This window comes from Aurantimicrobium sp., from assembly GCF_036667855.1.
Lineage (GTDB): Bacteria > Actinomycetota > Actinomycetes > Actinomycetales > Microbacteriaceae > Aurantimicrobium.
This window is the reverse complement of record NZ_JAVWTF010000002.1, coordinates 1-23,697: the sequence shown is the minus strand read 5'-3', so window position 1 is coordinate 23,697 and position 23,697 is coordinate 1. Positions and strand designations below refer to the sequence as shown.

General features: G+C 53.6%; 28 protein-coding genes. 11 read left to right on the top strand and 17 right to left on the bottom strand.

Going from position 1 to position 23,697, the window contains the following annotated elements:
• Window positions 1–3: 3 nt before the first annotated feature.
• The 4 genes from RR877_RS01470 to RR877_RS01455 form a co-directional block, all read right to left on the bottom strand.
• A complete protein-coding gene (locus tag RR877_RS01470; RefSeq protein WP_332627603.1) occupies window positions 4–1,230 on the bottom strand; it encodes a cytochrome P450 in 1,227 nt (408 codons plus the stop codon).
• Between the two features lie 144 nt (window positions 1,231–1,374).
• A complete protein-coding gene (locus RR877_RS01465; protein ID WP_110234904.1) occupies window positions 1,375–2,142 on the bottom strand; it encodes an IclR family transcriptional regulator in 768 nt (255 codons plus the stop codon).
• 33 nt (window positions 2,143–2,175) lie between these two features.
• Complete coding sequence (locus tag RR877_RS01460) at window positions 2,176–3,162, bottom strand: DMT family transporter (RefSeq protein ID WP_332550902.1); 987 nt, start codon at window positions 3,160–3,162, stop codon at window positions 2,176–2,178.
• Window positions 3,163–3,246: 84 nt separating this feature from the next.
• Window positions 3,247–3,774: a hypothetical protein gene (locus RR877_RS01455; RefSeq protein WP_332550901.1), complete on the bottom strand. Its 528-nt coding sequence runs from the start codon at window positions 3,772–3,774 to the stop codon at window positions 3,247–3,249.
• 90 nt (window positions 3,775–3,864) lie between these two features.
• Here RR877_RS01455 and RR877_RS01450 point away from each other — a divergent pair, with 90 nt between their 5' ends.
• Entirely contained in the window at window positions 3,865–4,098 is a 234-nt protein-coding gene (locus RR877_RS01450; protein WP_332618724.1) for a hypothetical protein, read from the top strand.
• Window positions 4,099–4,104: 6 nt separating this feature from the next.
• Here the strand turns inward: RR877_RS01450 and RR877_RS01445 are convergent, their stop codons facing one another.
• The 7 genes from RR877_RS01445 to RR877_RS01415 all read right to left on the bottom strand — a co-directional run bounded on the left by RR877_RS01445 (window position 4,105) and on the right by RR877_RS01415 (window position 10,964).
• Entirely contained in the window at window positions 4,105–4,920 is an 816-nt protein-coding gene (locus RR877_RS01445) for a CoA ester lyase (RefSeq protein WP_332550899.1), read from the bottom strand.
• 9 nt (window positions 4,921–4,929) lie between these two features.
• On the bottom strand, window positions 4,930–5,712 hold the full coding sequence (locus RR877_RS01440; RefSeq protein WP_332618723.1) for an alpha/beta fold hydrolase: 783 nt from the start codon (window positions 5,710–5,712) through the stop codon (window positions 4,930–4,932).
• Window positions 5,713–5,725: 13 nt separating this feature from the next.
• Window positions 5,726–6,229: a prepilin peptidase gene (locus RR877_RS01435; RefSeq protein ID WP_332550897.1), complete on the bottom strand. Its 504-nt coding sequence runs from the start codon at window positions 6,227–6,229 to the stop codon at window positions 5,726–5,728.
• A gap of 102 nt (window positions 6,230–6,331) precedes the next feature.
• Window positions 6,332–7,693: a PhoH family protein gene (locus RR877_RS01430; protein WP_332627602.1), complete on the bottom strand. Its 1,362-nt coding sequence runs from the start codon at window positions 7,691–7,693 to the stop codon at window positions 6,332–6,334.
• Between the two features lie 191 nt (window positions 7,694–7,884).
• Window positions 7,885–8,751, bottom strand: coding sequence for a carbohydrate ABC transporter permease (locus RR877_RS01425; RefSeq protein WP_332551491.1), 867 nt, complete (start codon window positions 8,749–8,751; stop codon window positions 7,885–7,887).
• The gene (locus RR877_RS01420; RefSeq protein ID WP_332551492.1) at window positions 8,748–9,701 is read right to left on the bottom strand and encodes a sugar ABC transporter permease; all 954 of its coding nucleotides are present in this window, start codon (window positions 9,699–9,701) and stop codon (window positions 8,748–8,750) included. Before RR877_RS01420 ends, RR877_RS01425 begins: the two co-directional genes overlap by 4 nt.
• A gap of 27 nt (window positions 9,702–9,728) precedes the next feature.
• Window positions 9,729–10,964 carry an extracellular solute-binding protein gene (locus RR877_RS01415; RefSeq protein WP_332618720.1) on the bottom strand — a complete coding sequence of 412 codons (1,236 nt, stop codon included), beginning with the start codon at window positions 10,962–10,964 and terminating at the stop codon, window positions 9,729–9,731.
• 347 nt (window positions 10,965–11,311) lie between these two features.
• On the opposite strand from RR877_RS01415, the gene RR877_RS01410 reads away from it, so the two are divergent.
• The 6 genes from RR877_RS01410 to nagA are packed head-to-tail and all read left to right on the top strand — an operon-like array spanning window position 11,312 to window position 16,849.
• On the top strand, window positions 11,312–12,202 hold the full coding sequence (locus RR877_RS01410; RefSeq protein WP_332551607.1) for an SIS domain-containing protein: 891 nt from the start codon (window positions 11,312–11,314) through the stop codon (window positions 12,200–12,202).
• An 8-nt stretch (window positions 12,203–12,210) separates the two neighbouring features.
• Window positions 12,211–13,134 (top strand): ROK family protein, encoded by a 924-nt coding sequence (locus RR877_RS01405; protein WP_332627600.1) that lies wholly within the window; start codon window positions 12,211–12,213, stop codon window positions 13,132–13,134.
• On the top strand, window positions 13,131–14,066 hold the full coding sequence (locus RR877_RS01400) for a PfkB family carbohydrate kinase (protein ID WP_332551473.1): 936 nt from the start codon (window positions 13,131–13,133) through the stop codon (window positions 14,064–14,066). The genes RR877_RS01405 and RR877_RS01400 overlap by 4 nt, the downstream gene beginning before the upstream one ends.
• Entirely contained in the window at window positions 14,063–14,911 is an 849-nt protein-coding gene (locus RR877_RS01395) for a class II fructose-bisphosphate aldolase (RefSeq protein WP_332551472.1), read from the top strand. The genes RR877_RS01400 and RR877_RS01395 overlap by 4 nt, the downstream gene beginning before the upstream one ends.
• Window positions 14,912–14,913: 2 nt before the next feature.
• Window positions 14,914–15,702 (top strand): DeoR/GlpR family DNA-binding transcription regulator, encoded by a 789-nt coding sequence (locus tag RR877_RS01390; protein ID WP_332618718.1) that lies wholly within the window; start codon window positions 14,914–14,916, stop codon window positions 15,700–15,702.
• On the top strand, window positions 15,692–16,849 hold the full coding sequence (gene nagA, locus RR877_RS01385; RefSeq protein ID WP_332618717.1) for an N-acetylglucosamine-6-phosphate deacetylase: 1,158 nt from the start codon (window positions 15,692–15,694) through the stop codon (window positions 16,847–16,849). The genes RR877_RS01390 and nagA overlap by 11 nt, the downstream gene beginning before the upstream one ends.
• A 12-nt stretch (window positions 16,850–16,861) precedes the next feature.
• On the opposite strand, the gene RR877_RS01380 is transcribed toward nagA, so the two are convergent.
• On the bottom strand, window positions 16,862–17,638 hold the full coding sequence (locus RR877_RS01380) for an isoprenyl transferase (RefSeq protein WP_332627627.1): 777 nt from the start codon (window positions 17,636–17,638) through the stop codon (window positions 16,862–16,864).
• A 136-nt stretch (window positions 17,639–17,774) separates the two neighbouring features.
• On the opposite strand from RR877_RS01380, the gene RR877_RS01375 reads away from it, so the two are divergent.
• Both RR877_RS01375 and RR877_RS01370 read left to right on the top strand, forming a co-directional pair.
• Window positions 17,775–19,010: a Fic family protein gene (locus RR877_RS01375; protein ID WP_332618716.1), complete on the top strand. Its 1,236-nt coding sequence runs from the start codon at window positions 17,775–17,777 to the stop codon at window positions 19,008–19,010.
• Window positions 19,007–19,693 carry a hemolysin III family protein gene (locus RR877_RS01370; RefSeq protein ID WP_332550895.1) on the top strand — a complete coding sequence of 229 codons (687 nt, stop codon included), beginning with the start codon at window positions 19,007–19,009 and terminating at the stop codon, window positions 19,691–19,693. The genes RR877_RS01375 and RR877_RS01370 overlap by 4 nt, the downstream gene beginning before the upstream one ends.
• On the opposite strand, the gene RR877_RS01365 is transcribed toward RR877_RS01370, so the two are convergent.
• Both RR877_RS01365 and RR877_RS01360 read right to left on the bottom strand, forming a co-directional pair.
• On the bottom strand, window positions 19,690–20,028 hold the full coding sequence (locus RR877_RS01365; protein ID WP_280796456.1) for a TipAS antibiotic-recognition domain-containing protein: 339 nt from the start codon (window positions 20,026–20,028) through the stop codon (window positions 19,690–19,692). The two genes, RR877_RS01370 and RR877_RS01365, sit on opposite strands and share 4 nt — an antisense overlap.
• A 4-nt stretch (window positions 20,029–20,032) precedes the next feature.
• Window positions 20,033–20,311, bottom strand: coding sequence for a hypothetical protein (locus tag RR877_RS01360; RefSeq protein WP_110234195.1), 279 nt, complete (start codon window positions 20,309–20,311; stop codon window positions 20,033–20,035).
• Window positions 20,312–20,322: 11 nt separating this feature from the next.
• Here RR877_RS01360 and RR877_RS01355 point away from each other — a divergent pair, with 11 nt between their 5' ends.
• Both RR877_RS01355 and greA read left to right on the top strand, forming a co-directional pair.
• Window positions 20,323–20,730, top strand: coding sequence for a DUF4307 domain-containing protein (locus RR877_RS01355; protein ID WP_110234197.1), 408 nt, complete (start codon window positions 20,323–20,325; stop codon window positions 20,728–20,730).
• A gap of 10 nt (window positions 20,731–20,740) precedes the next feature.
• Window positions 20,741–21,232 carry a transcription elongation factor GreA gene (gene greA, locus RR877_RS01350; RefSeq protein WP_110234199.1) on the top strand — a complete coding sequence of 164 codons (492 nt, stop codon included), beginning with the start codon at window positions 20,741–20,743 and terminating at the stop codon, window positions 21,230–21,232.
• Window positions 21,233–21,286: 54 nt separating this feature from the next.
• Here greA and ilvA read toward each other — a convergent pair whose 3' ends face one another.
• The 3 genes from ilvA to RR877_RS01335 all read right to left on the bottom strand — a co-directional run.
• Window positions 21,287–22,531, bottom strand: a complete 1,245-nt coding sequence (gene ilvA / locus RR877_RS01345) for a threonine ammonia-lyase (RefSeq protein ID WP_332627599.1) — start codon at window positions 22,529–22,531, stop codon at window positions 21,287–21,289.
• Window positions 22,532–22,548: 17 nt separating this feature from the next.
• Window positions 22,549–23,436 (bottom strand): M48 family metalloprotease, encoded by an 888-nt coding sequence (locus tag RR877_RS01340; protein ID WP_277494822.1) that lies wholly within the window; start codon window positions 23,434–23,436, stop codon window positions 22,549–22,551.
• Window positions 23,437–23,462: 26 nt separating this feature from the next.
• A partial coding sequence (locus RR877_RS01335) for a LemA family protein (RefSeq protein WP_332627597.1) occupies window positions 23,463–23,697 on the bottom strand: 235 nt, incomplete at its 5' end.

The following is a 23,697-nucleotide window of genomic DNA, read 5'->3' as shown; positions in this document are numbered from 1 at the left end:
CCCTTACTTGGTCCATTCAACGGGCACCGACGTGGGCACCCGGAAGGAGAGGTTTTCGATGAAGTTAATGTCTGCTCCTGGCATCAGTCGCAGGGTTGGAATTTTCTTGGTGATTTCTTCCAAAGCAACCTTGCCCTGCAGTTTCGCAAGGAGGTTTCCGAGGCAGAAGTGGATTCCGTAACCGAAAGACATGTGGTTACGGGCATTTTCGCGGCCGATGTCGAATACATCGGGGTTCTCGAACACGCTGGCATCGCGGTTTGCCGAGCCCATGAGCAGAAGAACACCAGATCCTTCAGGAATCTTGACTCCGGCGATTTCTGCATCGCGGGTTCCCTTGCGACGCCAAGCCACAATGCTTCCTGCCATGCGCAGCACCTCGTCAATGGCGCCTGGAATCTTCTCGGGGTCTTCCACGAGAGCTTGGTAGGTCTCAGGGTTCGACAGCAACATGCGCAGTGAGTTTGAAATCAAGGTGGTGGTGGTTTCGTGGCCAGCGAAGAGCATCGAGTACAGCAGTGATGCAATTTCGTGGTCAGAGATGTCGTTGCCCTCAGCCTGAAGCTTCAACAGGTCTGCAGCGAGGTTGTCGCGGCCTGGGTTTGTCTTGTTCTCGGCAACAATTTCCTGGCAGAAGTTCCAGTACTCCACCAAGTTGTGTGCGTGAGGAATCTGTTCCTCGTCGGTGAGCTCTGCCCAAGTCATCAGTGCACGGCTAGCCGACCACTTCTTGATTTCGGGAATGCGGCTGATGGGAACACCAAACAAGGTCAAGATGGTGATGGTGGGCAGGTCGTTGGCGATGTCGCTGAGAATGTCTCCGGGTTCTCCCGCGGCGAGCATCTTGTCAATCATGATGTCGACGTTTTCGCGGATGGCGGGCTCAAGGACCTTGTAACGGCGAGGAGTGAATGCCTTGGATGCAACAGTGCGCAGGCGCGTGTGCTCTGGCGGAACGCGAGCGGAGAGTCCTGAGTAGGCGGTGAAGCCGCCTTCTTCCATGATCTTCTTCGCAGGTGCGCCCATGGGGCGAACAGGAGCTTGTGCATTCTCAGAAGAGAAAGTCTCCCAGTCTTCGAAGGTGGCCTTCACGTCGTCATATCGAGAGACGACGTAGTAGCCAATACGCTCATCAAACATCACAGGCTCTTCGCGGCGAAGCTCAGCGTAAGCAGGGAAAGGATCCTTCATGTTGAAAGGTTCGTATCCGTGGTGAGTTGTTGCACTCATGTGCGTTCCTCCTTGAACGTGCGTATCTTCATAGTCGACCCGTTAGAGGTAAACACCTAGAGAGTTTTCTCACTCAGTGAGAATCGGGGTCAAAGTTAATTTTTTCTCCCCGAAAAGACGGGGAAGTTACGCGAGCTTTCCCGCTCAGCGAATGGCGCGTCCAGACATCGAAGCCTGGATGCTTTCGACGGTTCCACGCAGCAAAGGCATCAAACGACGGACCTCACCGATCTTGCCCTTATCTAGCACCATGCCGACTGCAGCAATCGTTTGCCCCTCGACCACAACAGGCAACGCGAGTGAGAACTGCCCCACACGCATCTGTTCGATAGTGATGGAGTAGCCCGTGCGCTGTACTTCCCCTACCTCAGCACGAAGAACTTCTGGATCCACGACGGTCTTCGCCGTGGGGGCTTCAAGCTCTCGTTCGAAGTAGGCCTCAATGAACCATTCAGGCTGGGCTGCCAGCAGCACACGGCCGACGGCCGTGGCATGCAGGGGCAAGCGCCCGCCCACACGTGAAATCAGTGGCACTTTCTTGGAACCATAAATCTTGTCGGTGTAGAGGGTTTGCGTCCCCTCCCGCACTGCCATGTGTACGTTCTCGTGCGTGAGATCGAACAAGTCCTGCAAGAACGGGTGTGCACGGTCGCGCAAACGGCGCCCAGCCAACTGCCCTAGCTCCCAGATCCGCATTCCCACTTGATATTTGCCGTCGGGAGTCTTATCGAGGCCGCCCCACTCTTCCAGTTCATGGACAAGACGATAGGTCGTGGACAGCGGCAAACCTGAGCGTTGAGAGATACGGGCCACAGACAAAGCACCTGGCGAGTTCTCGAAAGCAGATAACACCGAAAGGGCACGTGAGGTGACGCTGCTGTTGTCAGCAGATGCACTTTGCGCTTTCGCCACAGTCACCACCTTGGGGAGTTTATGTAAGAGATGTTACTCGCCAGAGTGCGGAACACTTTCGGCCACATGGGCATGCGGCTTCTTCTTCGGCCAGGCAGCCCACGCCGCTGCCACGAACGCCAAACTGGCACCAATCAAGATCATCACGCCCGTGACCTGGGCACTGGGGAAGAAGAAGTCCAAGATGACGGCCATTAACAACTGACCAGCGATGGAGCCCAACCCCATCAGAAGCACACCAATCTCGCGCACCACAACTGCGGTAATGCCGATGAAGACCACACCGATGGCGCCACCGAGATAAAAGTACGGCTGGGTCGGCAAAGCTGCTGGCAGTCCTGCTGAGAACGAGTGGAATGCCGTGGCAATCAACAGCACACCAGTTCCCACCATGAAGTTCAGGAACGTGGACGTCAGTGGAGTGCCCGCGATGACGGTCATTCGACCGTTCGCGGCGTCCTGCCACGCGACCAGAACACCGCAGACAAGTGGCAAGAGCAGTGGCAACAGAGCAGAGACGGCGGTGGAGTGTCCCACCAGAGACAGTGCCACGGCACCTATACCCAGCACGGCACCACCCACACGATTGAAGCTCAATGGCTTCTTGCCCGCAGGACCGATTCCCCAGAGGTCAAGGAACAATCCACCCATCGACAGACCAGCCACGAAGGCCACTGTGTAGAGGGCAACTCCAGTGAGCCCCACAACCAGTGTCTGCGAGAGCACATAGGCAGCACCTGCGGTGCCAGCCAGAGTGAACCAGGGCGTTATTCCGCCGGTGCGGATGGCTGCCATCAGTTGGCGCCAGCCTTGCTGGCCCTTCTTATTGAAGGAAATAATCACCAGCAAGATGAGGAAACCTGAACCAAAGCTGATCACGCCAGAGAGGAAAGCGTCGTGGATCTCTTGGGCAAAGGCACCGTTGATTCGTGCCTGGCTCGTGCGCAGAATGCCTGCCAGAACGGCAAGCGCAATGGCCACCCACGCCGCCATTAAGGGCTTATGGGTGTGGTGAGTCATATCTCTAGGGTAGGCGGTAACTGTTGCCTGTTAACGAAAATGACCCCGGCCGCTAGGCCAGGGTCACATCGTCTTTGAGGAGATCTAGTTCGTTGTTGCAGAAGCAGAAGGGAGGTCCGACGGTGCGGGCATCATGTGTCCACCCTGCATGCCATCAATGTCACCTTCGAGTCCGCGCATCATGTCATCCATGTCACCGGGCATCTGCATTCCGCCCTGACCAGGCATGACATGAACCTGCACGGGACCGCCTTCGAAGCCATCGTGACCACGGTCAAAACCGCCGAATACTGCGCCGGCAAGTGCGATCCAGAGACCAAACAGGAAGATTCCGATGACGGCGAATGCGCCGCTCACACCAACAGCAATCTTGGCAAGAACGTTGTTCTTACCCGCCTTGTTGGACCATACCCACGCGATGATACCCAGCGCTAGGGCAGGGACGGGGAGGAAGAAAGCAAGTACCAAAGCGACAATACCGAGGGTCTGACCTGGGTAGGTTGCGTGAGCGACTTCAGCAGGCTTTGCTGCTTCGGTCTTGGGCGCTGCAGCTGCCTTGGAAGCCTTGGGCTCGTCAGCAGGATCAAAAGTTGCGGGGGTGGTCTTAGCCATCATTTTCTCCAGTACGGGGATGTTGTGTATTCACCGTATCTAGGGTTCTTATGAGCCAGCTGTGAGAAATATAAGAGCTAGCCTAGAGAAATGGCTCACCCTCCCCAGCAAGTTTCCATCCACATGCGTGCATTGATTACGTGGATCACTATTTTTCCACTGGTTGCCCTGGGACTGACATTCCTGATGCCAGCCCTGGGAGATATGCACCCAATACTCAAGGCAATGATTTTGACGTTGATTGTGGTTCCCCTTGCGGTTTACCTCATCGTCCCCAGACTCCTGGGACTCTATGTGAAGCTCACCAGAAAGAAGAGCACGTAAAACTGGCTAGGAAGGGTTGATGCCGAAGGCGACAGCCAACTTCTCAATCTTCTCTGCACGACCCAAACGAGGCAGGTCACTGCCGTCACGAACCACGCGACCGCGTGCTTCGAAGTCGGCCAAGAAAGTGCGCGCCCAGGCAACGTCAGACTGAGTGGGGCTAATGGCTTCGTTGATGACCGGGATCTGGTCGTGGTGAAGACATAGTTTTCCGGTCATGCCCAGAGCTACTGCATGTTCAGACTTTTCGCGAAGAATTCCATAGCTGGTACCAACCGTTGGCCCATCAATGGGGCCAGGAATATTTCCAATACGGCTGGCCACAACCAGGCGTGAGCGTGGATACGCCATCGCAATGTCTTCCACGCTGGTGCCGGTGTCGCGGCGATAGTCACCACTACCGAAGGCGAGGCGGAAAGCTCCGCGAGCGCAGGCGATCTCTCGTGCTTCTTCAATTCCAAGTGCTGACTCAACCAGTGCGAGCACACGAGTCTTGCCACCAAGTCGGTCAAAAGTTTCCGTGACATGGGAACCGTCTTCGGTCTTCGCCAGCATCACGCCAAGGAGTCCAGGGATATCGCGCAGTTCATCGATGTCGTCGGACCAGAAGTCCGAGGAACGGTCATTGATGCGGACCCAAGCCTGTTTGGTCTCAAGCCACTTTGCCACAGCAGCACGAGACTGGGCTTTCTGAGAAGGGTCAACGGCATCCTCGATGTCGAGGACTATCTGATCTGCCTTTGTTACAGCGGCGGCATCGAATTCTTCAGAGTGCGAACCGTTGACAAGCAGCCAGGAGCGGGAAATTTCTGCGGAAACCATTCCTCAACCCTACTTCGCGAGGAAGTCGGTGATGTGCTTCGCCAGCTCGAGGGGAGACTCGACGACTGCAATGTGAGAGGCACCCGGAATGACAACCTGTCGTGCTCCGGGAACCGTGTCTGCGATGATGGCGCCTGCAGCAGGTGGTGAACCTGGGTCGAACTCTCCCGAGATCACCAAGACTGGAACAGTGATGTCTGCCATGAAGGGGCGGGCGTCGTAGTTTCCCAGTGCTTCACAGGTCTTGATGTAACTGGAGTCATCGGTGGCAACAACCATATCCAGCGTCTTCTTCACCGCTGCAGGGTCTTTGGCGATGAACTCGTCAGAGAACCAGCGGGCTGGAAGGGCAGGAACTAGCGAAGCCGTTCCTGCTGCGCTCACCTGAGCAATACGTTCTCCCCAGCCTTCGGGTCCGCCCATATAGGGAGCCGAACACACCACGACGGAGTGTTTGATGCGGGTGGGGTATTTGTAAGCGATCTCGAGCGCAATAGCTCCGCTGACGGATACACCGGCATAGTCAAAGGATTCAACGCCGAGCTCATCTGCCTTCGCGACGAGAGCATCCGCGATCTCTTCAAGGGTGTAGGAGTCGGTGGGCACAGGTGACTGTCCGTGACCGGGCATATCGAAGCGAATCACTGAATACTTCGCTGCCAGGGTGGGCAACGCCAAGTCCCAGAGGTGCGTGTCTGTGCCGAGAGCATTGCCGAGAAACAGAACATTGTCTGCGCCCGTGAGCTCGACAACAGGCTTCTCAGATACAAAGAAAAGTTCAGGAACAGTCATGAGCTCACTTTATCTAGTTGAACAAGCCTGCAACCAAGACCATTGCTGCCCAGAACCCCAACAACATGAAGGGGCCAAAGGGAATTCTCGTCTGCTTTGTCACAGCCCACGCTTGCTTGAGTGGGAGGTCAGATCGCCTGGTGAAGGTGATAATCAGCACCACGAGAGAGGCCACTCCCCCGGCAACAAATGCCAAGACGGGCGAGAGGATGGCAGCCGGAACACTGATCAACCCAGCAGCACCGCCCAAGAGCCCTGCCAGCTTCACATCCCCCATGCCCATTCCCCCGCCATAGCTCAGCAGCAGCATGAAGGTGAAATAACCGGCAGCGGCAATAGCAGGAAGCATGGGGTATTCACCCGTGGTCATCCAGACCCCGATCCACGCAATTGCCAAAGCGATATAGCCCGGCATCACCCAGACGTTGGGGAGTCTGTGGGTTTTCCAGTCAATGCGCACCAGCGGAATCGTCACCACTGCGAGGTAGGCGAGGGGGATGATCTGCCAGAGCGTCATGCCCAGACACTAATGCAGAAAGCCCTCGCTTGGCGAGGGCTTTCCACAGTCCGCGGGTGAGCCAACGAAGAGTGTTCTCCTCCCCGGCTATTCGCGTGGCGTCTAAAGGACTTCCTGGCGCTCCAGGAGGTCGGTGACGAGCGCCGCAATTGCGGAGCGCTCGGAACGGGTCAGCGTGATGTGACCAAACAAGGGCTGTCCCTTGAGGCTTTCAATCACGCTGGCAATACCGTCATGTCGACCAACTCGCAGGTTGTCTCGCTGGGCAACATCGTGGGTCAAGATAACCCGTGAATTCTGACCGATGCGGCTGAGCACCGTGAGCAGAACATTGCGCTCGAGAGACTGTGCTTCATCCACGATGACGAAGGCATCGTGGAGTGAGCGACCACGGATGTGGGTCAGAGGGAGAACCTCGAGGATGCCACGGTCCACAACCTCGTTCATGACGTTGTCGGAAACAAGAGCACCGAGGGTGTCAAAGATGGCCTGACCCCAGGGGTTCATCTTCTCGTCCTTGTCACCGGGGAGATAACCGAGCTCTTGGCCACCAACTGCATAGAGAGGACGGAAGACAATAATCTTCTTGTGCTGCTGACGCTCGAGGACTGCTTCCAAACCAGCACACAATGCCAGTGCCGACTTTCCGGTGCCAGCGGAGCCACCCATCGAGATAATTCCCATACTGGGGTCGAGGAGCATGTCGATAGCCAGGCGCTGTTCTGCCGAGCGGCCGTGCAGGCCAAAGAGGTCGCGGTCACCGCGAACAAGGGTGATCTCACCCTTGTCGATGACGCGACCGAGAGCTGAACCGCGGTCAGAGTGGATGACCAACCCGGTGTTGATGGGGGTGTCTTTGACCTGTGAGGATCGCAGGATTTCCTCTTCATAGAGGATGGCCATGTCATCAGCACTGAGAGAAATCTCTTCCATACCCGTCCAGCCGCTGTCCACAGCTAGCTCCGCACGGTACTCCTCAGCGCTCATGCCGATAGAAGAAGCCTTGACGCGCATGGGGAGGTCTTTGGAGACCACGGTGACGTTGCGGCCATCGTTGGCGAGGTTCATAGCCACGGCCAAGATGCGGCTGTCGTTATCTCCCAGCTGGAGACCAGAGGGCAGCACTGCCTGGTTGGAGTGGTTCAGTTCCACACGAAGCGAACCGCCATCTCCAATGGGGATGGGGAAGTCGAGACGTTCGTGCTTGATGCGCAGGTCGTCAAGAATACGCAGGGCCTGACGAGCGAAGTAACCAATCTCGGGATCATGGCGTTTCTTCTCCAGCTCACTAATCACCACCACCGGGATGACCACCGCATGCTCCGCGAAGCGGAAGAGTGCCTGGGGGTCAGACAACAAAACCGAGGTATCTAAGACATAGACACGCTCGGTTGTGGATGAGGAAGTGGACTTCTGGCGCTGACCGGATTGACCAGTCTTTGCGCCACTGCTGTGTGGGCTCATGACATGAAAGTACGACTGTGATGACACACTTTCTGTGCGACACGCCCTGTGTTCATCTAAGTGTCACCAGGAAGAAATATTAACCCAAACTGTGAGCATTTTTGGGTCGAGCAATAAGCAATTAGAGCTTAAATCTAAGTTCGAGGGGCAGCTCAGAGCTTCGAAAATAAGAGTGTGCCCCTCCGACTGTTTTATTTGACTGATCCCGCGGTCAACCCACCGACGAGTCGTTTCTCAATTGCAAAAAAGAGAAGCACGACAGGAACAATCGCAACAATCGACACAGCAAATACGTATTGCCAACTAGTTTCATATTGACCAACGAATTTAGTCAGTGCGACCGTAAGTGGCTGGTTTGTTGCGGTTGGTAACAGAACAAGTGCTGCTGCAAATTCATTCCAGGCAGCGACGAATGTGAAGACAATAGCTGTCACTACTCCTGGCCATACCAATGGCATGCTCACTTTGAATAGGACACGTAATTTACTCGCACCATCGAGTTGAGCAGCTTCATCTACTTCCTTAGGAATGCTCGCAAAAAAGGAGTGCATAATCCAGATTGCAAATGACAAATTGAAAGCGGCGTTAACCAAGATGAGCGCAAACCATGTATCCACGAGGTGCATCGATACAAACTGCCTAAAAAGTCCAGAGGTCAGTACAGCGGGCTGCAACATCTGAGTAATGACAACAAGGAATAGGAAAACCCATTTTCCTGGGAAGTGGAAACGTGCCGTGTAATACGCAGCTGGCAACGCAACTAACAACACCAGAATTGTCGAGCACACGCCAATGACGAGGGTAGAAAGAAGGTTGAAAGGCAGAGGTGCTTCGGGAGTTGACCACATTGTGACGAAGTTGGACCAGTGCCACTCTTTGGGGAAATATGTTGGATCCACAGATCGAATTTCCGCTTTAGTTTTGACCGCACCAAAGAACATTATGAGATACGGAAGCAAGAAAAAGACTGCAACGACGACCCCTGCAAATACCCGAAGTAATAGTGGCCCAAGGCCAATTCGATCTTCGGTGTAACGCTTTGAAACACGCTTACTCATGACTCAACATCCTTCATTGGTTTTACGAGCTTGAGATAAATTGCAACGATCGCCAGCACAATAATGAAAGCAATCACAGAAAGAGCACTTGCAGCGCCCACGTCGTGTTGGACCTGTATGTATTTGAATATCAGCGTCATAATTGTGTCTGCGTCATAACCGGGGATTGATCCCGTCATAACTTTCAAAATAGGCAATGAATTGAAAACGTTGATGATGTTGATCAAAATGGCAACTGCCAAAGCGCCACGAAGTTGGGGAAGAATCACCCAGAAGTACTTCCGAATGGGTCCGGCACCATCCATGTTTGCTGCTTCAATGACATCACGAGGTATGCCAGTCAACCCAGCAAGAATCGTGTAAGTCGTAAACGGCAAGGAAACAAAAACAGCAACGGCGATTGCCCAAGCAAATGCTGTATCCGGATTTCTCGTCCAGCCGTAACCTTCAGGTGTGGAAATCAAACCCACATCTACTAAGAACGTGTTGATAATTCCGAAATACGGTTCAAGACCGTAGTAAACAACCATTGTGGTCATCACAACTGAAGATGCCCAGGGAATAATCACAATCATTCGGACGATTCGGCGACCTGGGAACGCTTTGTTCAACAGTTGAGCTAGCGCAAGAGATAGCACCACGGTGACAACTACAACCACTCCTACCCACACAATTGTGCGAAGCAAGATGGGCAAGAAAGATGGGAAGGTAAGGACTTTGACAAAGTTATCAAGACCCACGGAACCCTTATCGACACCAGATTGTGCGATATCTCGGGTCGCGTTATAGAACATGACTCCGACGGGGAAAATCACTACGCCCAAAATGAGGGCAATCGCTCCGCCTATCCAAGAAAGAGGTTCGAGGCGAGAAAAAATCCCGGTGCGGGGGCGCTTTCGCACCCCCGCTGGAATCGATGCGTCGGATTTCACATCTACTGTGTTACTCATCAATTCACTCCGGGATATTTGTTGTTGTTAGCCTGCGTCTGACTGAACTTGAATTTCTGTCAGAACGTCCTGAGCTGGCTTCGTTGCAATCTGGCCAAAGAGTGACTTGAATGCAGCATTTGTTGCAGCCCATTTTGCGTTTGTGCTGGGGTAGAACTGTGCGTCAGGAAGTACCTTCAAGAAAGGTGCAAGTGACTCATCGCCTGCCATAGCTTCAGAACCAGACTTAGTGGTAGGAAGGAATCCTTCTGCTTGTACCCATGGAACGTAGACGTCCTGAGAGTAGAAGTAGTCGAAGAATGCTGTGATTGCAGCCTGCTTCTTACCGTCGTTCTTGAATGCCATCAACTGGTCAGCAACACCAAGAGTGAAAGCGTCACCAGTCTTAGTAGGAATGTTCACGATGGAGTAATTCAGATCAGGGTTACCTTCCTTGATCTGCCCCACTGTGGGAGGAAGACCGACCATCATTCCGATCTTGCCCTGGATAAAGATGTCCATGAGAGGAGAACGGTTAGTCGAACCTGGATCTGCCTGGGTAGCTCCAGCATCGATCATTGCTTTGATCTGGTTTGCACCTGGCAGGTTGGCAGGAATGTCTACGGTGATTTTGGAAGCGTCACCAAAAGTTCCGCCACCGCCCCAGAGCCAAACAGCTGCTTCAGCCTGAGCTTCTTCGGAACCCAATGGCATACCGTATCCAGCAATACCGTTACCAAGACCAGAGATCTTGGTAGCTGCACTGAGGAGCTCATCCCAAGTGGTGGGTGCACTAGAAACACCTGCCTGGCTGAGCAGGTCGTTGTTTACAAAGAGTGCACGTGCCGATGCAATAAACGGAAGTGCATAGGTAACGCCATCGAGCTGCTCGTTCTTGAGGAAAGATTTCTGGAAGTCAGAGTAAGTCTCGGGGGAAGTAACATCCTTGACGTCGTACAAAAGGCCATCTGCAGCGAATCCTGCAAATGGACCACCGTTGTAGATATCAGGAGCTTGTCCGCCCTGAACCTTTGTGGAAACAACGCTCTCGAGGTTGTCCCACGACTGAACTTCTAGGTTGACGGTGATGTTGGGGTTTGCTGCTTCAAAGCCTGAAACAACGGTTTCCCAGTTCTTCTGAGTTGCGTCTGAGTAGCTGGGGACAAGCAGATTAAGAGTGGTCTCACTCGCGTCTGATCCCGAAGCTGCACAACCGGTAAGCGACCACACGCTCATTGCCGCAGCGGCGACAATGGCGCTAATGCGCATTTTCTTGTTTCTCATGGATACTTCCTCACTCTTGATGTTAAAGCGCTCAGATGCATCAGACCTTCTTTGGCCAGCGCATCTTTGCGCATTCTGTGAAATTACAAGATTTCAATGATTTTATTATGCACTGAAAATGATGATAATTACTAATTTCAATCAATAATCGTCATCGATAAGGAAGAGTATCTAAATGTATTTGCAAATTGCAAGTAGAAATCAAAATATTTGACATTTATGAATCATTTATGGATTAAACATCAGAAAGTATTTGTAAATATTGATTATTTATGAACTTTATGGCAGGTTGTAATCATTACCAGTCATAAACTTTAGAAATACTTGATTCAAATAAGGAGAAATACATGTCGAGCAATGAAGCTGGCCGCTGGATGGCGGAAGAAGTCGCAAGTCAACCAGATATGTGGGAATTGGCTGTTTCTCTCGCAAAGAAATTCGACATAGCTCGACCTGGCGCACGTATGGCCGTGATTGGCTGTGGAACATCCTTTTATGTGGCACAGGCATTTGCTCAATTGCGCGAGCGTCTCGGTTTTGGACAAACTGACGCATTCGCTGCAAGTGAATATCTGTGGGAGCGCAACTACGATGTCGTGGTAGCACTCACGCGTTCAGGTACAACCACTGAGATCCTCGACACCACCGAACGACTCAAGGGAACCACCAAGTTAATTGGGATTGTTGGGGACCCCAACACCCCCTTTGTCAACATGGTTGATGAGCTCGTTTCACTCGACTTTGCTGACGAACAATCAGTCGTGCAGACTCGTTTCGCTACTAGTGCCTTGGCGCTACTTCGCACCGGTCTAGGCGAAGACCTCACTGACGTGATTGCTCAAGCTCGCGACGCTCTCACCTCGGAGCTGCCTGAAGCTGTTATCAATGCTGAACAGTACTCATTCCTCGGAGTGGGCTGGGGCGTAGGAATTGCCCAGGAAGCTGCATTAAAGATGCGCGAAGCTGCACAGGTCTGGACAGAGGCTTACTCTGCCCACGAATACCGCCACGGTCCAATGTCAATTGCCCAGCCTGGTCGTGTTACGTGGCAGTTCGGTTCACTTCTCCCCGAGCTGGCACGCGATGTAAAAGAAACAGGCGCACATTTCGAGCACGGATACACTGATCCCATGGTGGAACTGATTCGCGTGCACCGAGCAACACTTGAAACAGCGCTAGAGCGCGGACTCAACCCCGACACCCCACGCAACCTCACACGTTCTGTCATCTTGCGATGAATTTGAAAATGCAACCCGACTATCCGGTCATTGCATTCGATGTCGGTGGGACTGATATCAAATCGACGTTCGTGGATGCTGAAGGGAATATTCGGCAGATTCGACGAACTCCAACACCTCGTAGCAATAACGCAGTCAATGACATTCTGGACACACTTTCAGGAATTCATGCAGATTATGTGGCGGAACTAGAGATTCCGGCAATCAGTGTTGGATTAGCAGTGCCAGGTCTTGTAGATGAAAAAAGTGGAATCGCTCACTATTCTGCAAACATTGGTTGGCAAGACACACCTCTGCGAGCATGGGCGCAAGATCGACTTGGAATGCCCGTAGCACTTTGTCACGACGTGCGTAGCGCTGCTGTCGCTGAATCGCGTTTCGGCGCAGGCATCGACAGCGAACACATGCTCGCTGTCGTAATTGGTACAGGGATTGCCAGCACATTGGTCATACAAGGTAGTGCGTATCTTGGAAGTGGAACTGCAGGTGAAATAGGTCACGGTGTGTTTGACCCCGCAGGCCCACCCTGCGGATGCGGGTCTCGCGGATGTCTAGAAAACATCGTTTCAGCTCGGGCGATGCTCACTGCATATGAAATGGCGACAGGTGAACTTCTCGACGGCGCTAAAGATCTGATTTCCCGCGCCGCAAGCGGGGACAAGGATGCGAAAAGCATCTGGGCTGAATCCGTTAGATCGCTTGCAGTAGCGCTGACGCGGATTTGCACAGTGATTGCTCCTGACACCGTGGTTATTGGCGGAGGAATTTCGCGAGCAGGGGACGCACTGTTCCTCCCGCTTAGAGAGCATTTTGAGTCATTTATGGGTAGATTCCCCAAGCCACTCATCGTGCCGGCAACTCTTGGTGATGATGCTGGATTAATCGGCTCCCTTTACACTGCGCAACAGTTAGCGAAACAACTTCACTCATGATCGTCACTGTCACGGCAAATCCAGCGTTGGATTGCACAATCTATGCTGACAACATCTCTCTGGGGAATAGTTACCGAGTAGAACACTTAATTTGTCAAGCTGGCGGAAAAGGTATCAATGTTGCTCGAGTACTGACAGCTCAAAACCTCCCTTGCACAGCAGTAGTACTTGCAACTAAAGATGATCCGTTTACTGATGAAATCCGCTCAAGTGGGCTGAACTTCAAACTCGTCGAAACCAATTACCCAGTTCGCCGAAGTATCTCCATCATTGACCGCGTCCAATCAGACGCAATGGTTTTTAATGAAATAGGCACTCCTTGTAGTAACAATCTGGGTGCATTATTTTGCTCACAGATTTTAGATGTAGCGAGTAATGCGAATGTCGTCACCATTAATGGCAGCCTGCCTCCTGGGTTTCCGCTGAACTCTCTTTCGTCAGTTGTGAGCTCGCTTGAAGCTAATGGGTGTCATGTCATAGTTGACAGCTCTCCAGAAGCATTGTGGGAATCTGCGCGAGCTGGTGCTTTTTTGCTGAAACCAAATGCTTCTGAATTAAGAGCAACAACAGGGAATTCAGACCTGCTTTCTGCAGCGCGAGAACTCATAAATGCGGGCGCCCAGCATGTACTCGTTTCTCTTGGCGAAGAAGGAATGATGCTTATCTCACGAGACTCGGAACATACACTTCTGGCCAAACTTGATGCCCCTGTTCACGGCAACCCCACAGGTGCCGGAGATGCTCTCGTAGCTGCCTTAGCGGCAGGGATTGATCAAGATTTCCCATCAACTTCTGATGATTGGGCGCATTTACTCACCACTGCAGTGTCATGGTCAGCCGCTGCGGTACTCGAACCCTTAGCTGGCTACCTCCATCCCGATCATGTGACTTTACGCACGCGGGTGCAGATTACCGAAATGAGAAACTCGTGACTTTAGTATCCGTTCAAAGCATCCTCGAAAATGCTCAATCAAAAGCTACGGGTGTGGGGGCTTTTAACGTGCTTCATCTCGAAACAGCCGAGGCATTGGTCGCCGCTGCAGAGCTCAGTGGCTTACCCCTGATCCTACAAATCTCCGAAAATTGCGTGAACTATCACGGCGGTTTGGATCCGATTGCTCAGGCAACCATCACTTTGGCATCACAGTCTTCTGGTCAATTGGCCGTTCACCTTGATCATGCCGAAGATCTCGACCTTGCTTTTCGAGCAATAGATCTTGGTTTCTCTTCGGTTATGTATGACGGCTCACATCTAGACGATCTTCAAAACATTTCAAATACTCGCTCCGTAGTGGAATATGCACATGGACGAGGAGTATTTGTTGAAGCTGAGCTTGGCCGCATCGGCGGAAAAGGCCATGCACATGATTTAGGTGTACTAACTGACCCAGATGAAGCTCGTGATTTTGTGAACGAGACAGGGGTCGATGCGCTTGCAATTGCCGTGGGATCGTCACACGCAATGTCAGATCGTTCTGCTGTTCTAAACCTGGAACGTATCGGCGAAATACATTCATCAGTCTCTGTACCGCTGGTACTTCACGGTTCTTCAGGGGTAAGAGATGAACACATTAAAGAAGCCATAGTCGCGGGCATCACTAAAATAAATGTTTCAACTCATCTGAATAGAGTGTTCACCAAAGCAGTACGTGAAACTCTTCAGGCGAATCCTGATCTTGTCGATTCGAGAAAATATCTCACTGCTGGCCGGACAGCATTAGGCGAGGAAGCACAGCGACTGGCAGAATTGTTCGCGACTGACAGTGAAAGGCCGTGAAGATGGCGCGTTCTGAGCGACTGAGCTCCATACTCGCCCTTGTGGCTGAGCATGGCCATGTTGATGTTGAGCAGATTGTAGATACATTAGCCATCTCTCCTGCGACAGCTCGTCGTGATTTAGATGCACTTGCTGAACAGCAATTACTTGCAAGGACCCGTGGCGGGGCGGTTGCACATTCGGTTGCTTATGACTTGCCAATTCGATATAAAAATCAGCAAAACTCGGAAGCGAAACTCGCGATAGCTCGCGCTGCGAGTGAATTAGTTCCTCGTGGAGCGGTAATCGGCTTGTGCGGTGGGACCACAACTACAGCAGTCGTAGAAGAACTTATGTCTAGGTCTGACATCATGATGCCAGCCACAGATCCAGGTCTGACCGTAGTAACTAATGCTCTCAATATGGCTATGCAACTATCCATGAGACCACAAATCAAAACGGTTGTGACCGGTGGTGTTGTTCACCAACGCTCCTATGAACTCATTGGAAGTTACACCGAAGCTGTACTCGGGAGCATTACCCTCGATGTTGCCTTTGTAGGTGTTAACGGAATAGATACCGTAGTTGGCCCCACAGCCCATGATGAGCGGGAAGCAGCAATTAGCGCATTGATGGCAAGTAGAGCTACTCGTGCTGTGGTTGTCACCGATTCATCGAAGATAGATAAGCGTGCTTTTGCTGCCATCGGGGCCACTCGCATTTTGGGAACTCTTATCACTGATTCTGGAATCACGAATGAGCAGCACCAGCGCTTAACAGATGCTGGCTACGAGGTCATCATTGCCTCTTGATCAAGTCATCATCCACAGTTCAAAACTCTGTACTTCAGGACAGGTTCTCCACAGTGGGTGGGTCAGAGTTAATTCACAGGGATTCATAGCTGAAATAGGTACGGGGGAATCTTGGAAAGAATTCCCCGCACAACAGATTGTTGACGCAAATGAATCTTGGTTGGCGCCAGGCTTTCTTGATATTCATTGTCATGGCGGTAAAGGAATAAGTTATGAATCTGATTCTGACAACCCGCTTACCTCACTTGATTTGCATCAGATACACGGCGTAACAGGGTCAATGCTGAGTCTTGTCAGCGCTTCTTTAGATGAAATATGTCAAAGGCTTGAAACGCTCTCCAAAATTACGGATCCCCGCTTTCTGGGCATCCATCTTGAAGGCCCGTTTCTTTCTGCCCTCTACAAAGGAGCGCACAATGAAGCTGCCCTCATCAATCCATCAGCTAGTGCTGTCGAAAGGCTCCTTTCAAGCGCTTCCGGCACTTTGCGACAAATTACTCTCGCCCCGGAATTACCTGGTGCGCTTGAAGCCATCAGAACTTTTGTTGACGCCGATGTTGCGGTAGCAGTCGGACACACCTCAGCAAATTATGAACAGGCAAAGGCCGCTTTTGACTCCGGAGCGACAATCCTTACCCATACATTTAACGGGATGCCGGCGCTGCATCATCGCCAACCAGGCCCAATTCTTGCCGCTTTACAAAATCCAAACGTGTTCCTTGAACTAATTCTGGATGGAACACATGTTGATGTGAATGTTGCCAAATGGTTATTTGATATTGCTCCTGGCCGAGTAGTTCTCATCACGGATGCGATGGCTGCTGCTGGCAACGAAGATGGAATGTACACACTAGGTGGCCTTGAAGTAAATGTCGTAGACGGAGTCGCTCGCCTCTGCTGTGGAGATTCCATTGCGGGATCGACGCTGACTTTGAATCAGGCAGTACGTAACGCATCAATCCTCTGTGACATAGATATGGTGAGCGTGATTTCATCAGTGACAAGCACACCTGCGCAAGCTATTGGAGTTCAGGATAGCCGCGGTTATCTCGAAATTGGCCGAAAGGCAGACATGGTCATGTTTGACTCACTTGATTCGCTTCCACGGGTCTGGCAGGCAGGCCATGAAATTTCCAGCCCCCGGTAAATTAAAGTTTTCTTAGCCGCCGAAGCGGCGTTCACGGCGTGAGTAGTCACGCATCGCGCGCAGGAAGTCCACCTCGCGCAGGTCAGGATAAAGGGCCTCTACGAAGTAGAACTCGGAGTGGGCGCTCTGCCACAGCATGAAGTCAGACAGGCGCTGTTCGCCGGAGGTGCGGATCACCAGGTCAGGGTCTGGCAGCCCGCCGGTGTAGAGGTGATCACTGATGAGTTCGGGGGTGAGCTTCTCGGCGAGCTGGTCCAGGCTGCCGCCATGACTCTGGTGTTCAGAGATGATGCTGCGCACAGCGTCTGCAATCTCAGCACGGCCGCCATACCCAATGGCCAGGTTCACGTGCAGTCCGGTGTTGTTCTTGGTGCGCTCTTCAGCGGCGAGCAGAGTGTCTAAGAGCTCCTTAGGAAGGACGTCATCCTTGCCCACATGGTTGATCTTCCAGTTGCGGAAGTGGGACAAACCTTCGGCGAGTTCACCGATGATGCCGTATAGCTCGGAGAGCTCTTTCGGGTCACGCCCGGTGAGGTTGTCCGTGGAGAGCAGGTAGAGCGTGACCATGCCGATACCAATGTCATCGCACCAGACCAGGAACTCAGGAACCTTTTGTGCGCCTGCACGGTGACCGTGGGAAGGGTTCTCTAAGAAACGCTCCCGGGCCCACCGTCGGTTGCCATCCACAATCATTCCAATGTGGTGCGGAAGATTGTCTTGGTTGAGCCCCCGACGCAGACGCTTTTGGTACAGGCCGTAGAGCAGACCCGTCTTTGTTGCGCGCGACATCACGTCCCTAACGTTAGCCGAAGCAGCTTCAGAGAACGAGGTGCCCATCCGAGGAAGGGCAGAACAATGCATTCTTGTTATGTAGTTTTAGTGGGTATAAACTTACATAAGACACACACTATGTAAGGAACCTGCCGTGCCCCACACGCATGAAATTCCCCCGCACGGGCATGACGTGGTGCCATGGAAGCAGTCCGGGCGTTCTGGAACACGTGAAGACCGAACTCTCTCCGAGGTCACAGTGAGCCTGCCTCCTGCGATAGCCGACCTCGACGTGATGCTGCCACCAGACGTCATCGCTATGGCTGAACAGGCTCTTATTCAGATTGTCCGAACCGATGCCGAGTTTGGCTCGGGACTCAAGGTGCTCAACAGCTTTCTCATCAGAACGGAAAGCGTGGCCTCGTCCAAGCTCGAATACATCGAGGCCAGCTCTGTCGATTACGCCCGAGCCATAGCCGGAAGCAAAGCGAATCCCAGCGCGTTGTCCATGATTGCGGCGAGCGCGGCACTTACTCGTCTTGTGGACGATGTGAGCCAGACACGGCGTATCTCTCTAGCCAGTATCCTTGCCGCGCATCACGACCTGATGAAAGAAGATTCACTCGACGGCCCCTATGCCGGGAAGTGGCGGGAAGTGCAGAACTGGATCAACGGCAGCGATCACTCTCCTCGCAATGCCGACTACGTTCCACCTCCCGCTCACACTGTTGAGTCCTACATGGCCGATCTCGAGGCTTTCGCCAATCGTGACGATGTCCCCGTGCTCGTGCAGGCGGCACTCGTTCATGCCCAGTTTGAGTCCATTCATCCGTTCACAGATGGCAATGGCCGTATCGGTAGAGCTCTCATCAATGCGGTTCTGCGCCGTCGCGGGATCACTCTGCACTCCGTTGTGCCCATTGCCAGCGCCCTCACCGCAAGGCGCGATGACTACTTTGCTGCGCTGAATCATTTCCACGACGGACTTATTTCTCCCCTGGTTACGCTGTTTGCCCAGGGGTGCAACACGGCATCCCTCGAAGCAGCAGAAACCGCACGCAGGCTCATTCACCTTCCTGTGCAGTGGCATGAACTTTCCCGCAATCGAGTGGGTAGCACGGCACTAGAGATCATTGATGTTCTCCTGGAACATCCGACGCTGAATGTGGAGACAACCCAACGTCTCACTGCAACCTCCCACGTGAGCGCCAATGCGGCACTCGAGAAACTCACGCGTGATGGAATCCTCCAAGAAATCACTGGACGCAGTCGTGACCGGGTGTGGGCTTCCCCCGATGTTTTAGCAGAACTCGATGACCTGGATTTCCGCATAGCCCAGGCTTCTACGCCCAGCTTCGTCACATTCAACGGGCGTAGGCTCGAATCATGAGCTTGCCGCTAATCGAAGATGCCGAGTCTTTCCCTCACGTCGAGGTGAAGCCCACGTGGCGTGGCTGGATCCACACCGGCACCTTCCCCCTGGCAATCGCTGCCGGCATTGTCTTGATTGTGTTGGCTGACGGCCCGGCAGCTAAGTGGAGCTCGGCGGTATTTATGACCACCTCGCTGTTGCTCTTCGGTATCTCCGCGCTCTATCACCGCTTCAACTGGAGCCCCAGGACCAAGGTCATGCTCAAGCGCTTTGACCACGCCAACATTTTCCTGCTCATTGCAGGCACGTACACGCCTTTAGCGGTGCTGGCGCTGCCACCGAGCAAGGGGGTGCTGCTGTTGGTGCTGGTGTGGATTGGTGCCACCTTGGGTATCGCATTCCGCGTGTTCTGGGTGCACGCACCGCGCTGGCTTTACGTCGCTCTTTACATCCTGCTCGGCTGGGCCGCCATGATGTACATCGTGGACTTGTTCCAAGCGAACGTGGCCATGATGATCCTGGTCGTGGTGGGTGGCCTTGCCTACACCGCCGGCGCTGTGATCTATGGGCTCAAGAAGCCCAACCCCATTCCGGGCGTCTTTGGCTTCCATGAGATCTTCCACACCCTCACGGTTGTGGCCTTTATGTGCCACTGGACGGCAATCTTGCTGATTGCTCTCCACCCCGCTTATAACGCTTAGAGGTTGTTGTCGGCCCAGATCACAATGGCGTCGTAGTGATACTTTCCTAAACCTTCGGCAATACCTTCGTAGGTGTCCCGATAGGGCGAGGGCATGATGTAGCTCAGTGCCAGGTTCTTGTAGGCCTCACGAGTGGGCTTCCAAAACTGTGTGGTGAATTCGTAATGCTGACGCACAGCTTCCTGGACTGCCTCGGCACTGGCGGGCAAACCTTCGTTCAGGCCAGCTACAAACTGCTGCGTGATCGCATCAAACGCTGCGGTGAACTGCTCGTTCTGCTCTTTCGAGTAGTCGTTGCTGTATTGCTCGGAATACATTCCAAATTGATTGGACATGCTGCTACTTCTCTGAAGCCGAACCTTCGGCCGCTTCTTCAGCGTCCAACTTGGCCTGAATATCCGCACGCATGTTTACCTTGCGCATCCGGCGAACCATGTCTAGGAGCAAGAGCAAGGTCAGGCCAGCAACCAGGATGGTGGCAAAGAAACCAACAGGACCGGGAGAGACCAGCTGTGGGTCTATGGTTTCTTTTGCAAAAAGCACGGTTCCTCCGAGGGGTTTGTAGCCAATAGCCTTGATATAGAGCGTACCGCCGAAAAGCTGTGAGCTTGCCGTCACCAAGGAGTCCGATGAGCACCGAGAACACACTCGCTGACCGTTATGGTCGACCAGCGACACCTCGGGGACCCATCCGGCGCAATCTCGGTGTGATCATTACCTCCGCAGTAATTATCATCGCGCTGACGCTTTGGGCCATCAGCACAGATGCCTTGGGATTTGGCCCCCAAGCCGAAGCTCGTGACCTCGGTTACAAAAACCTCACTGACACCAGCGTGACAGTGGAATTCGAACTCACGGCAACTCCTGGACATGAAGTGGCCTGCGCCATCCAAGCCAAGAACACCGCTTTCGCCATTGTGGGCTGGAAGGTATTTGTCTATCCCCCTTCCAGTCAGCGAATTCGCGACTTTTCAGAGACCATCACCACCAGCCAGCCCGCCACCACGGGTTTGGTCTACCGTTGTTGGCTCACCTAGGCTGAAACGTATGGCTAGCGAAGAAATCAAAGAAACATGGCTCACCCAAGAGGCGTATGACCGCCTCAAGGGGGAACTCGACACCCTGTCCACGACGGGTCGTGAAGAGATTGCCAAGCGCATTGAAGCAGCCCGCGAAGAGGGTGACCTCAAGGAAAACGGCGGCTACCACGCTGCCAAGGACGAGCAGGGCAAGATCGAGGCTCGTATTCGCACCCTGACTGCACTGCTCAAGGACGTCAAGGTGGGCGAAGCTCCCGAAAGCTCTGGCGTTGTGGAGACCGGAACCGTCATTACCGCAACCATTGCCGGTGAAGAATCTGTCTTCCTGCTTGGTAACCGCGAGATTGCCGCTGGCACCGACTACACCGTCTACAGCGAGAGCAGCCCCATGGGTGCTGCCATCCTCGGCCTCAAGGTCGGCGAGAAGACTGTCTTCACTGCTCCCAACGGCAAAGACATTGCGGTTGAGGTCATCAACGTAGCCACCTTCACCGGCTAACTCATTACTTCAGCAATAAAGCCTTCCCGATGGGGAGGCTTTATTCGTTAAGACTTAGATGTCGTCGCTGATGCGGACTTTGTAGCCCTCATCGCGCAGGGCCTTCACGACCTGCTTGCGGTGTTCCTTGCCACGAGTTTCGATGTGGAGTTCGAGTTCGACTTCACTGATCTGCAAACCACGTCCGTGACGGGTGTGGAGAACCTCAACCACGTTGGCGTTCTGTTCGGACACAATCTCTGCTGTGCGAGCGAGCTGACCGGGACGGTCAGGAAGCATGACGCGGAGTTTGAGATAACGCTCGGAAGCAGCAAGACCATGACCCACGATGCGCTGCAGTAGAAGAGGGTCGATGTTTCCACCCGAGAGGATGGCAACGGTCTTTCCGCTCTTCTTGATCTTCTTCGCCATGATGGCGGCAACACCGACAGCACCTGCTGGCTCGACAACGAGCTTTGCTCGTTCGAGCAGCATGACCAAAGCACGGGCAGTGTCATCGTCCGTAACGGTGACGACCTCATCCACGGTGTCTTTGATGATGTCGAAGTTCAAGGTTCCAGGGCGAGCAACAGCAATACCGTCACAGATGGTGGGCTGAACCTCGACATTGACGGGTTCGCCAGCTGCGAGCGAGGGCGGGTATGACGCAGCGTTCTCTGCCTGCACACCAATGATGCGCACGGTGCGACCCAGAGTCGCAGCCTTCTGCTTCACCGCAGAGGCAACACCGGAGATGAGGCCACCGCCACCGATGGGAACAATGATGGTGTCCACGTCGGGGACTTCGTCCAAGATTTCCAGGCCCAGAGTTCCCTGACCGGTGATGACGTGCTCGTGGTCGAAGGGCGCAATAAAGATGGCGCCGGTTTCTGCCGCACGCTCCTTGGCAGCCTTGAGCGACTCATTGAAGATGTTTCCAGCCAGGACTACCTCAGCACCGTATTCGCGGGTTGCTTCGAGCTTGGGCAGGGCAACACCGAGAGGCATGAAGATGGTGGCTTTGATTCCTAGTTCACGGGCAGCGAGGGCCACACCCTGTGCATGGTTGCCAGCAGATGCTGCGATGACACCTTTGGCACGCTCGTCGGGGGTGAGCTGAGACAGACGGTTATAGGCGCCTCGGAGCTTGTAGCTTCCGGTGCGCTGCAGGTTTTCACACTTGAGAAAGACTTCGGAGCCCAGCAGGCTACTGAGGTAACGAGAGGTTTCCATCGGAGTGGACTGTGCCACCTTGGCCACGGTGGCGCGGGCGGCCTCAAACTCGTCCAGAGTGGGGCCAGCAACGTGCTTCGAGGTCATAACCAAATCTTAGGGCACTAGAACTTTCCACCCATTTCGTGGAGACGCTCGATGCGCTCCGCGATGGGTGGGTGGGTTGAGAGCATGCGCTCTGCTAGACCTGGCTTCTCAGGGTCTGCAATCCACATGTGCGCCATGCTCGAGCTCTGCTTTTGCATGGGGCGACCATAGGCACCCAGCTTCTGCAGGGCACTAGCTAAAGCCTCGGGGTGACGGGTGGTGAGTGCTCCCGTGGCATCTGCGAGGTATTCACGCTGGCGGGAAATGGCTAATTGCACCATGGTGGCCACCAGCGGGGCAATGATCATGGCAACCAGGCCAAAGATCATCACGACCGGGTTACCTCCCCCACCGTTGTCGTCTCGGCGGTTGCCGGCAAAGAACGACATCCGAACGAGCATGTCGGCCAGGAAGCCGACGGCGACAACAAGCCCAAACACAATCATGGAGACGCGGATGTCATAGTTGCGCACGTGACCAAGCTCATGAGCCATGATGCCCTCGAGCTCAGCGTCATCCATCAGATCAAGCAAGCCCGATGTGGCCGCAACTGAGGCATGCTGGGGGTCACGGCCCGTGGCAAAAGCATTGGGGGCTTGGTCGTTGATGATGTAAACCTTGGGCATGGGAGTGCCTGTGGCAATGCAGAGGTTCTCCACAATGCGGAACAACCGGGGGTTGTCTGCCTTCTGAATCTCGATGGCTCCTGCCATCGAGAGCGCCTGTGAACTAGCGAGGTAGTACTGGAAGAAGGCATAAGCCGCAGCAATCACCACAGTGAAGATGGCGATATTGATATCGCCATACATATAGGCAGCGAACCACCCCAAACCGCCAATGATCACGAGGAACACCAACATGATGAAGATGGTGTTGCGCTTATTCGCAGCGATTGCGGAATACATAGAGCTCTAGCTCTCAGGAGTTCTGATTAGAACTGAATACGTGGAGGCTCGGCGATAGCTGCAGCATCTGCAACATCGAAGAAGTCGCGCTTATCGAACTTCAACTTGTTTGCCCACATGTTGTTGGGGAAGGTGAGGATCTTGGTGTTGAACTCACGAACGCCACCGTTGTAGAAACGGCGTGCTGCCTGAATCTTGTCTTCGGTGTCGACAAGCTCACCCTGGAGCTGAAGAAAGTTCTCACTGGCGTGCAGCTGGGGG

What these genes read in the sequence shown, in the direction of transcription:
- RR877_RS01470 (WP_332627603.1), bottom strand. Translation starts at nt 1,230, where the DNA reads ATGAGTGCAACAACTCACCACGGATACGAACCTTTCAACATGAAGGAT.
- RR877_RS01460 (WP_332550902.1), bottom strand. Translation starts at nt 3,162, where the DNA reads ATGACTCACCACACCCATAAGCCCTTAATGGCGGCGTGGGTGGCCATT.
- RR877_RS01455 (WP_332550901.1), bottom strand. Translation starts at nt 3,774, where the DNA reads ATGGCTAAGACCACCCCCGCAACTTTTGATCCTGCTGACGAGCCCAAG.
- RR877_RS01450 (WP_332618724.1), top strand. Translation starts at nt 3,865, where the DNA reads ATGGCTCACCCTCCCCAGCAAGTTTCCATCCACATGCGTGCATTGATT.
- RR877_RS01445 (WP_332550899.1), bottom strand. Translation starts at nt 4,920, where the DNA reads ATGGTTTCCGCAGAAATTTCCCGCTCCTGGCTGCTTGTCAACGGTTCG.
- RR877_RS01440 (WP_332618723.1), bottom strand. Translation starts at nt 5,712, where the DNA reads ATGACTGTTCCTGAACTTTTCTTTGTATCTGAGAAGCCTGTTGTCGAG.
- RR877_RS01435 (WP_332550897.1), bottom strand. Translation starts at nt 6,229, where the DNA reads ATGACGCTCTGGCAGATCATCCCCCTCGCCTACCTCGCAGTGGTGACG.
- RR877_RS01430 (WP_332627602.1), bottom strand. Translation starts at nt 7,693, where the DNA reads ATGAGCCCACACAGCAGTGGCGCAAAGACTGGTCAATCCGGTCAGCGC.
- RR877_RS01425 (WP_332551491.1), bottom strand. Translation starts at nt 8,751, where the DNA reads ATGAGTAAGCGTGTTTCAAAGCGTTACACCGAAGATCGAATTGGCCTT.
- RR877_RS01420 (WP_332551492.1), bottom strand. Translation starts at nt 9,701, where the DNA reads ATGAGTAACACAGTAGATGTGAAATCCGACGCATCGATTCCAGCGGGG.
- RR877_RS01415 (WP_332618720.1), bottom strand. Translation starts at nt 10,964, where the DNA reads ATGAGAAACAAGAAAATGCGCATTAGCGCCATTGTCGCCGCTGCGGCA.
- RR877_RS01410 (WP_332551607.1), top strand. Translation starts at nt 11,312, where the DNA reads ATGTCGAGCAATGAAGCTGGCCGCTGGATGGCGGAAGAAGTCGCAAGT.
- RR877_RS01405 (WP_332627600.1), top strand. Translation starts at nt 12,211, where the DNA reads ATGCAACCCGACTATCCGGTCATTGCATTCGATGTCGGTGGGACTGAT.
- RR877_RS01400 (WP_332551473.1), top strand. Translation starts at nt 13,131, where the DNA reads ATGATCGTCACTGTCACGGCAAATCCAGCGTTGGATTGCACAATCTAT.
- RR877_RS01390 (WP_332618718.1), top strand. Translation starts at nt 14,914, where the DNA reads ATGGCGCGTTCTGAGCGACTGAGCTCCATACTCGCCCTTGTGGCTGAG.
- RR877_RS01380 (WP_332627627.1), bottom strand. Translation starts at nt 17,638, where the DNA reads ATGTCGCGCGCAACAAAGACGGGTCTGCTCTACGGCCTGTACCAAAAG.
- RR877_RS01370 (WP_332550895.1), top strand. Translation starts at nt 19,007, where the DNA reads ATGAGCTTGCCGCTAATCGAAGATGCCGAGTCTTTCCCTCACGTCGAG.
- RR877_RS01365 (WP_280796456.1), bottom strand. Translation starts at nt 20,028, where the DNA reads ATGTCCAATCAATTTGGAATGTATTCCGAGCAATACAGCAACGACTAC.
- RR877_RS01355 (WP_110234197.1), top strand. Translation starts at nt 20,323, where the DNA reads ATGAGCACCGAGAACACACTCGCTGACCGTTATGGTCGACCAGCGACA.
- greA (WP_110234199.1), top strand. Translation starts at nt 20,741, where the DNA reads ATGGCTAGCGAAGAAATCAAAGAAACATGGCTCACCCAAGAGGCGTAT.
- ilvA (WP_332627599.1), bottom strand. Translation starts at nt 22,531, where the DNA reads ATGACCTCGAAGCACGTTGCTGGCCCCACTCTGGACGAGTTTGAGGCC.
- RR877_RS01340 (WP_277494822.1), bottom strand. Translation starts at nt 23,436, where the DNA reads ATGTATTCCGCAATCGCTGCGAATAAGCGCAACACCATCTTCATCATG.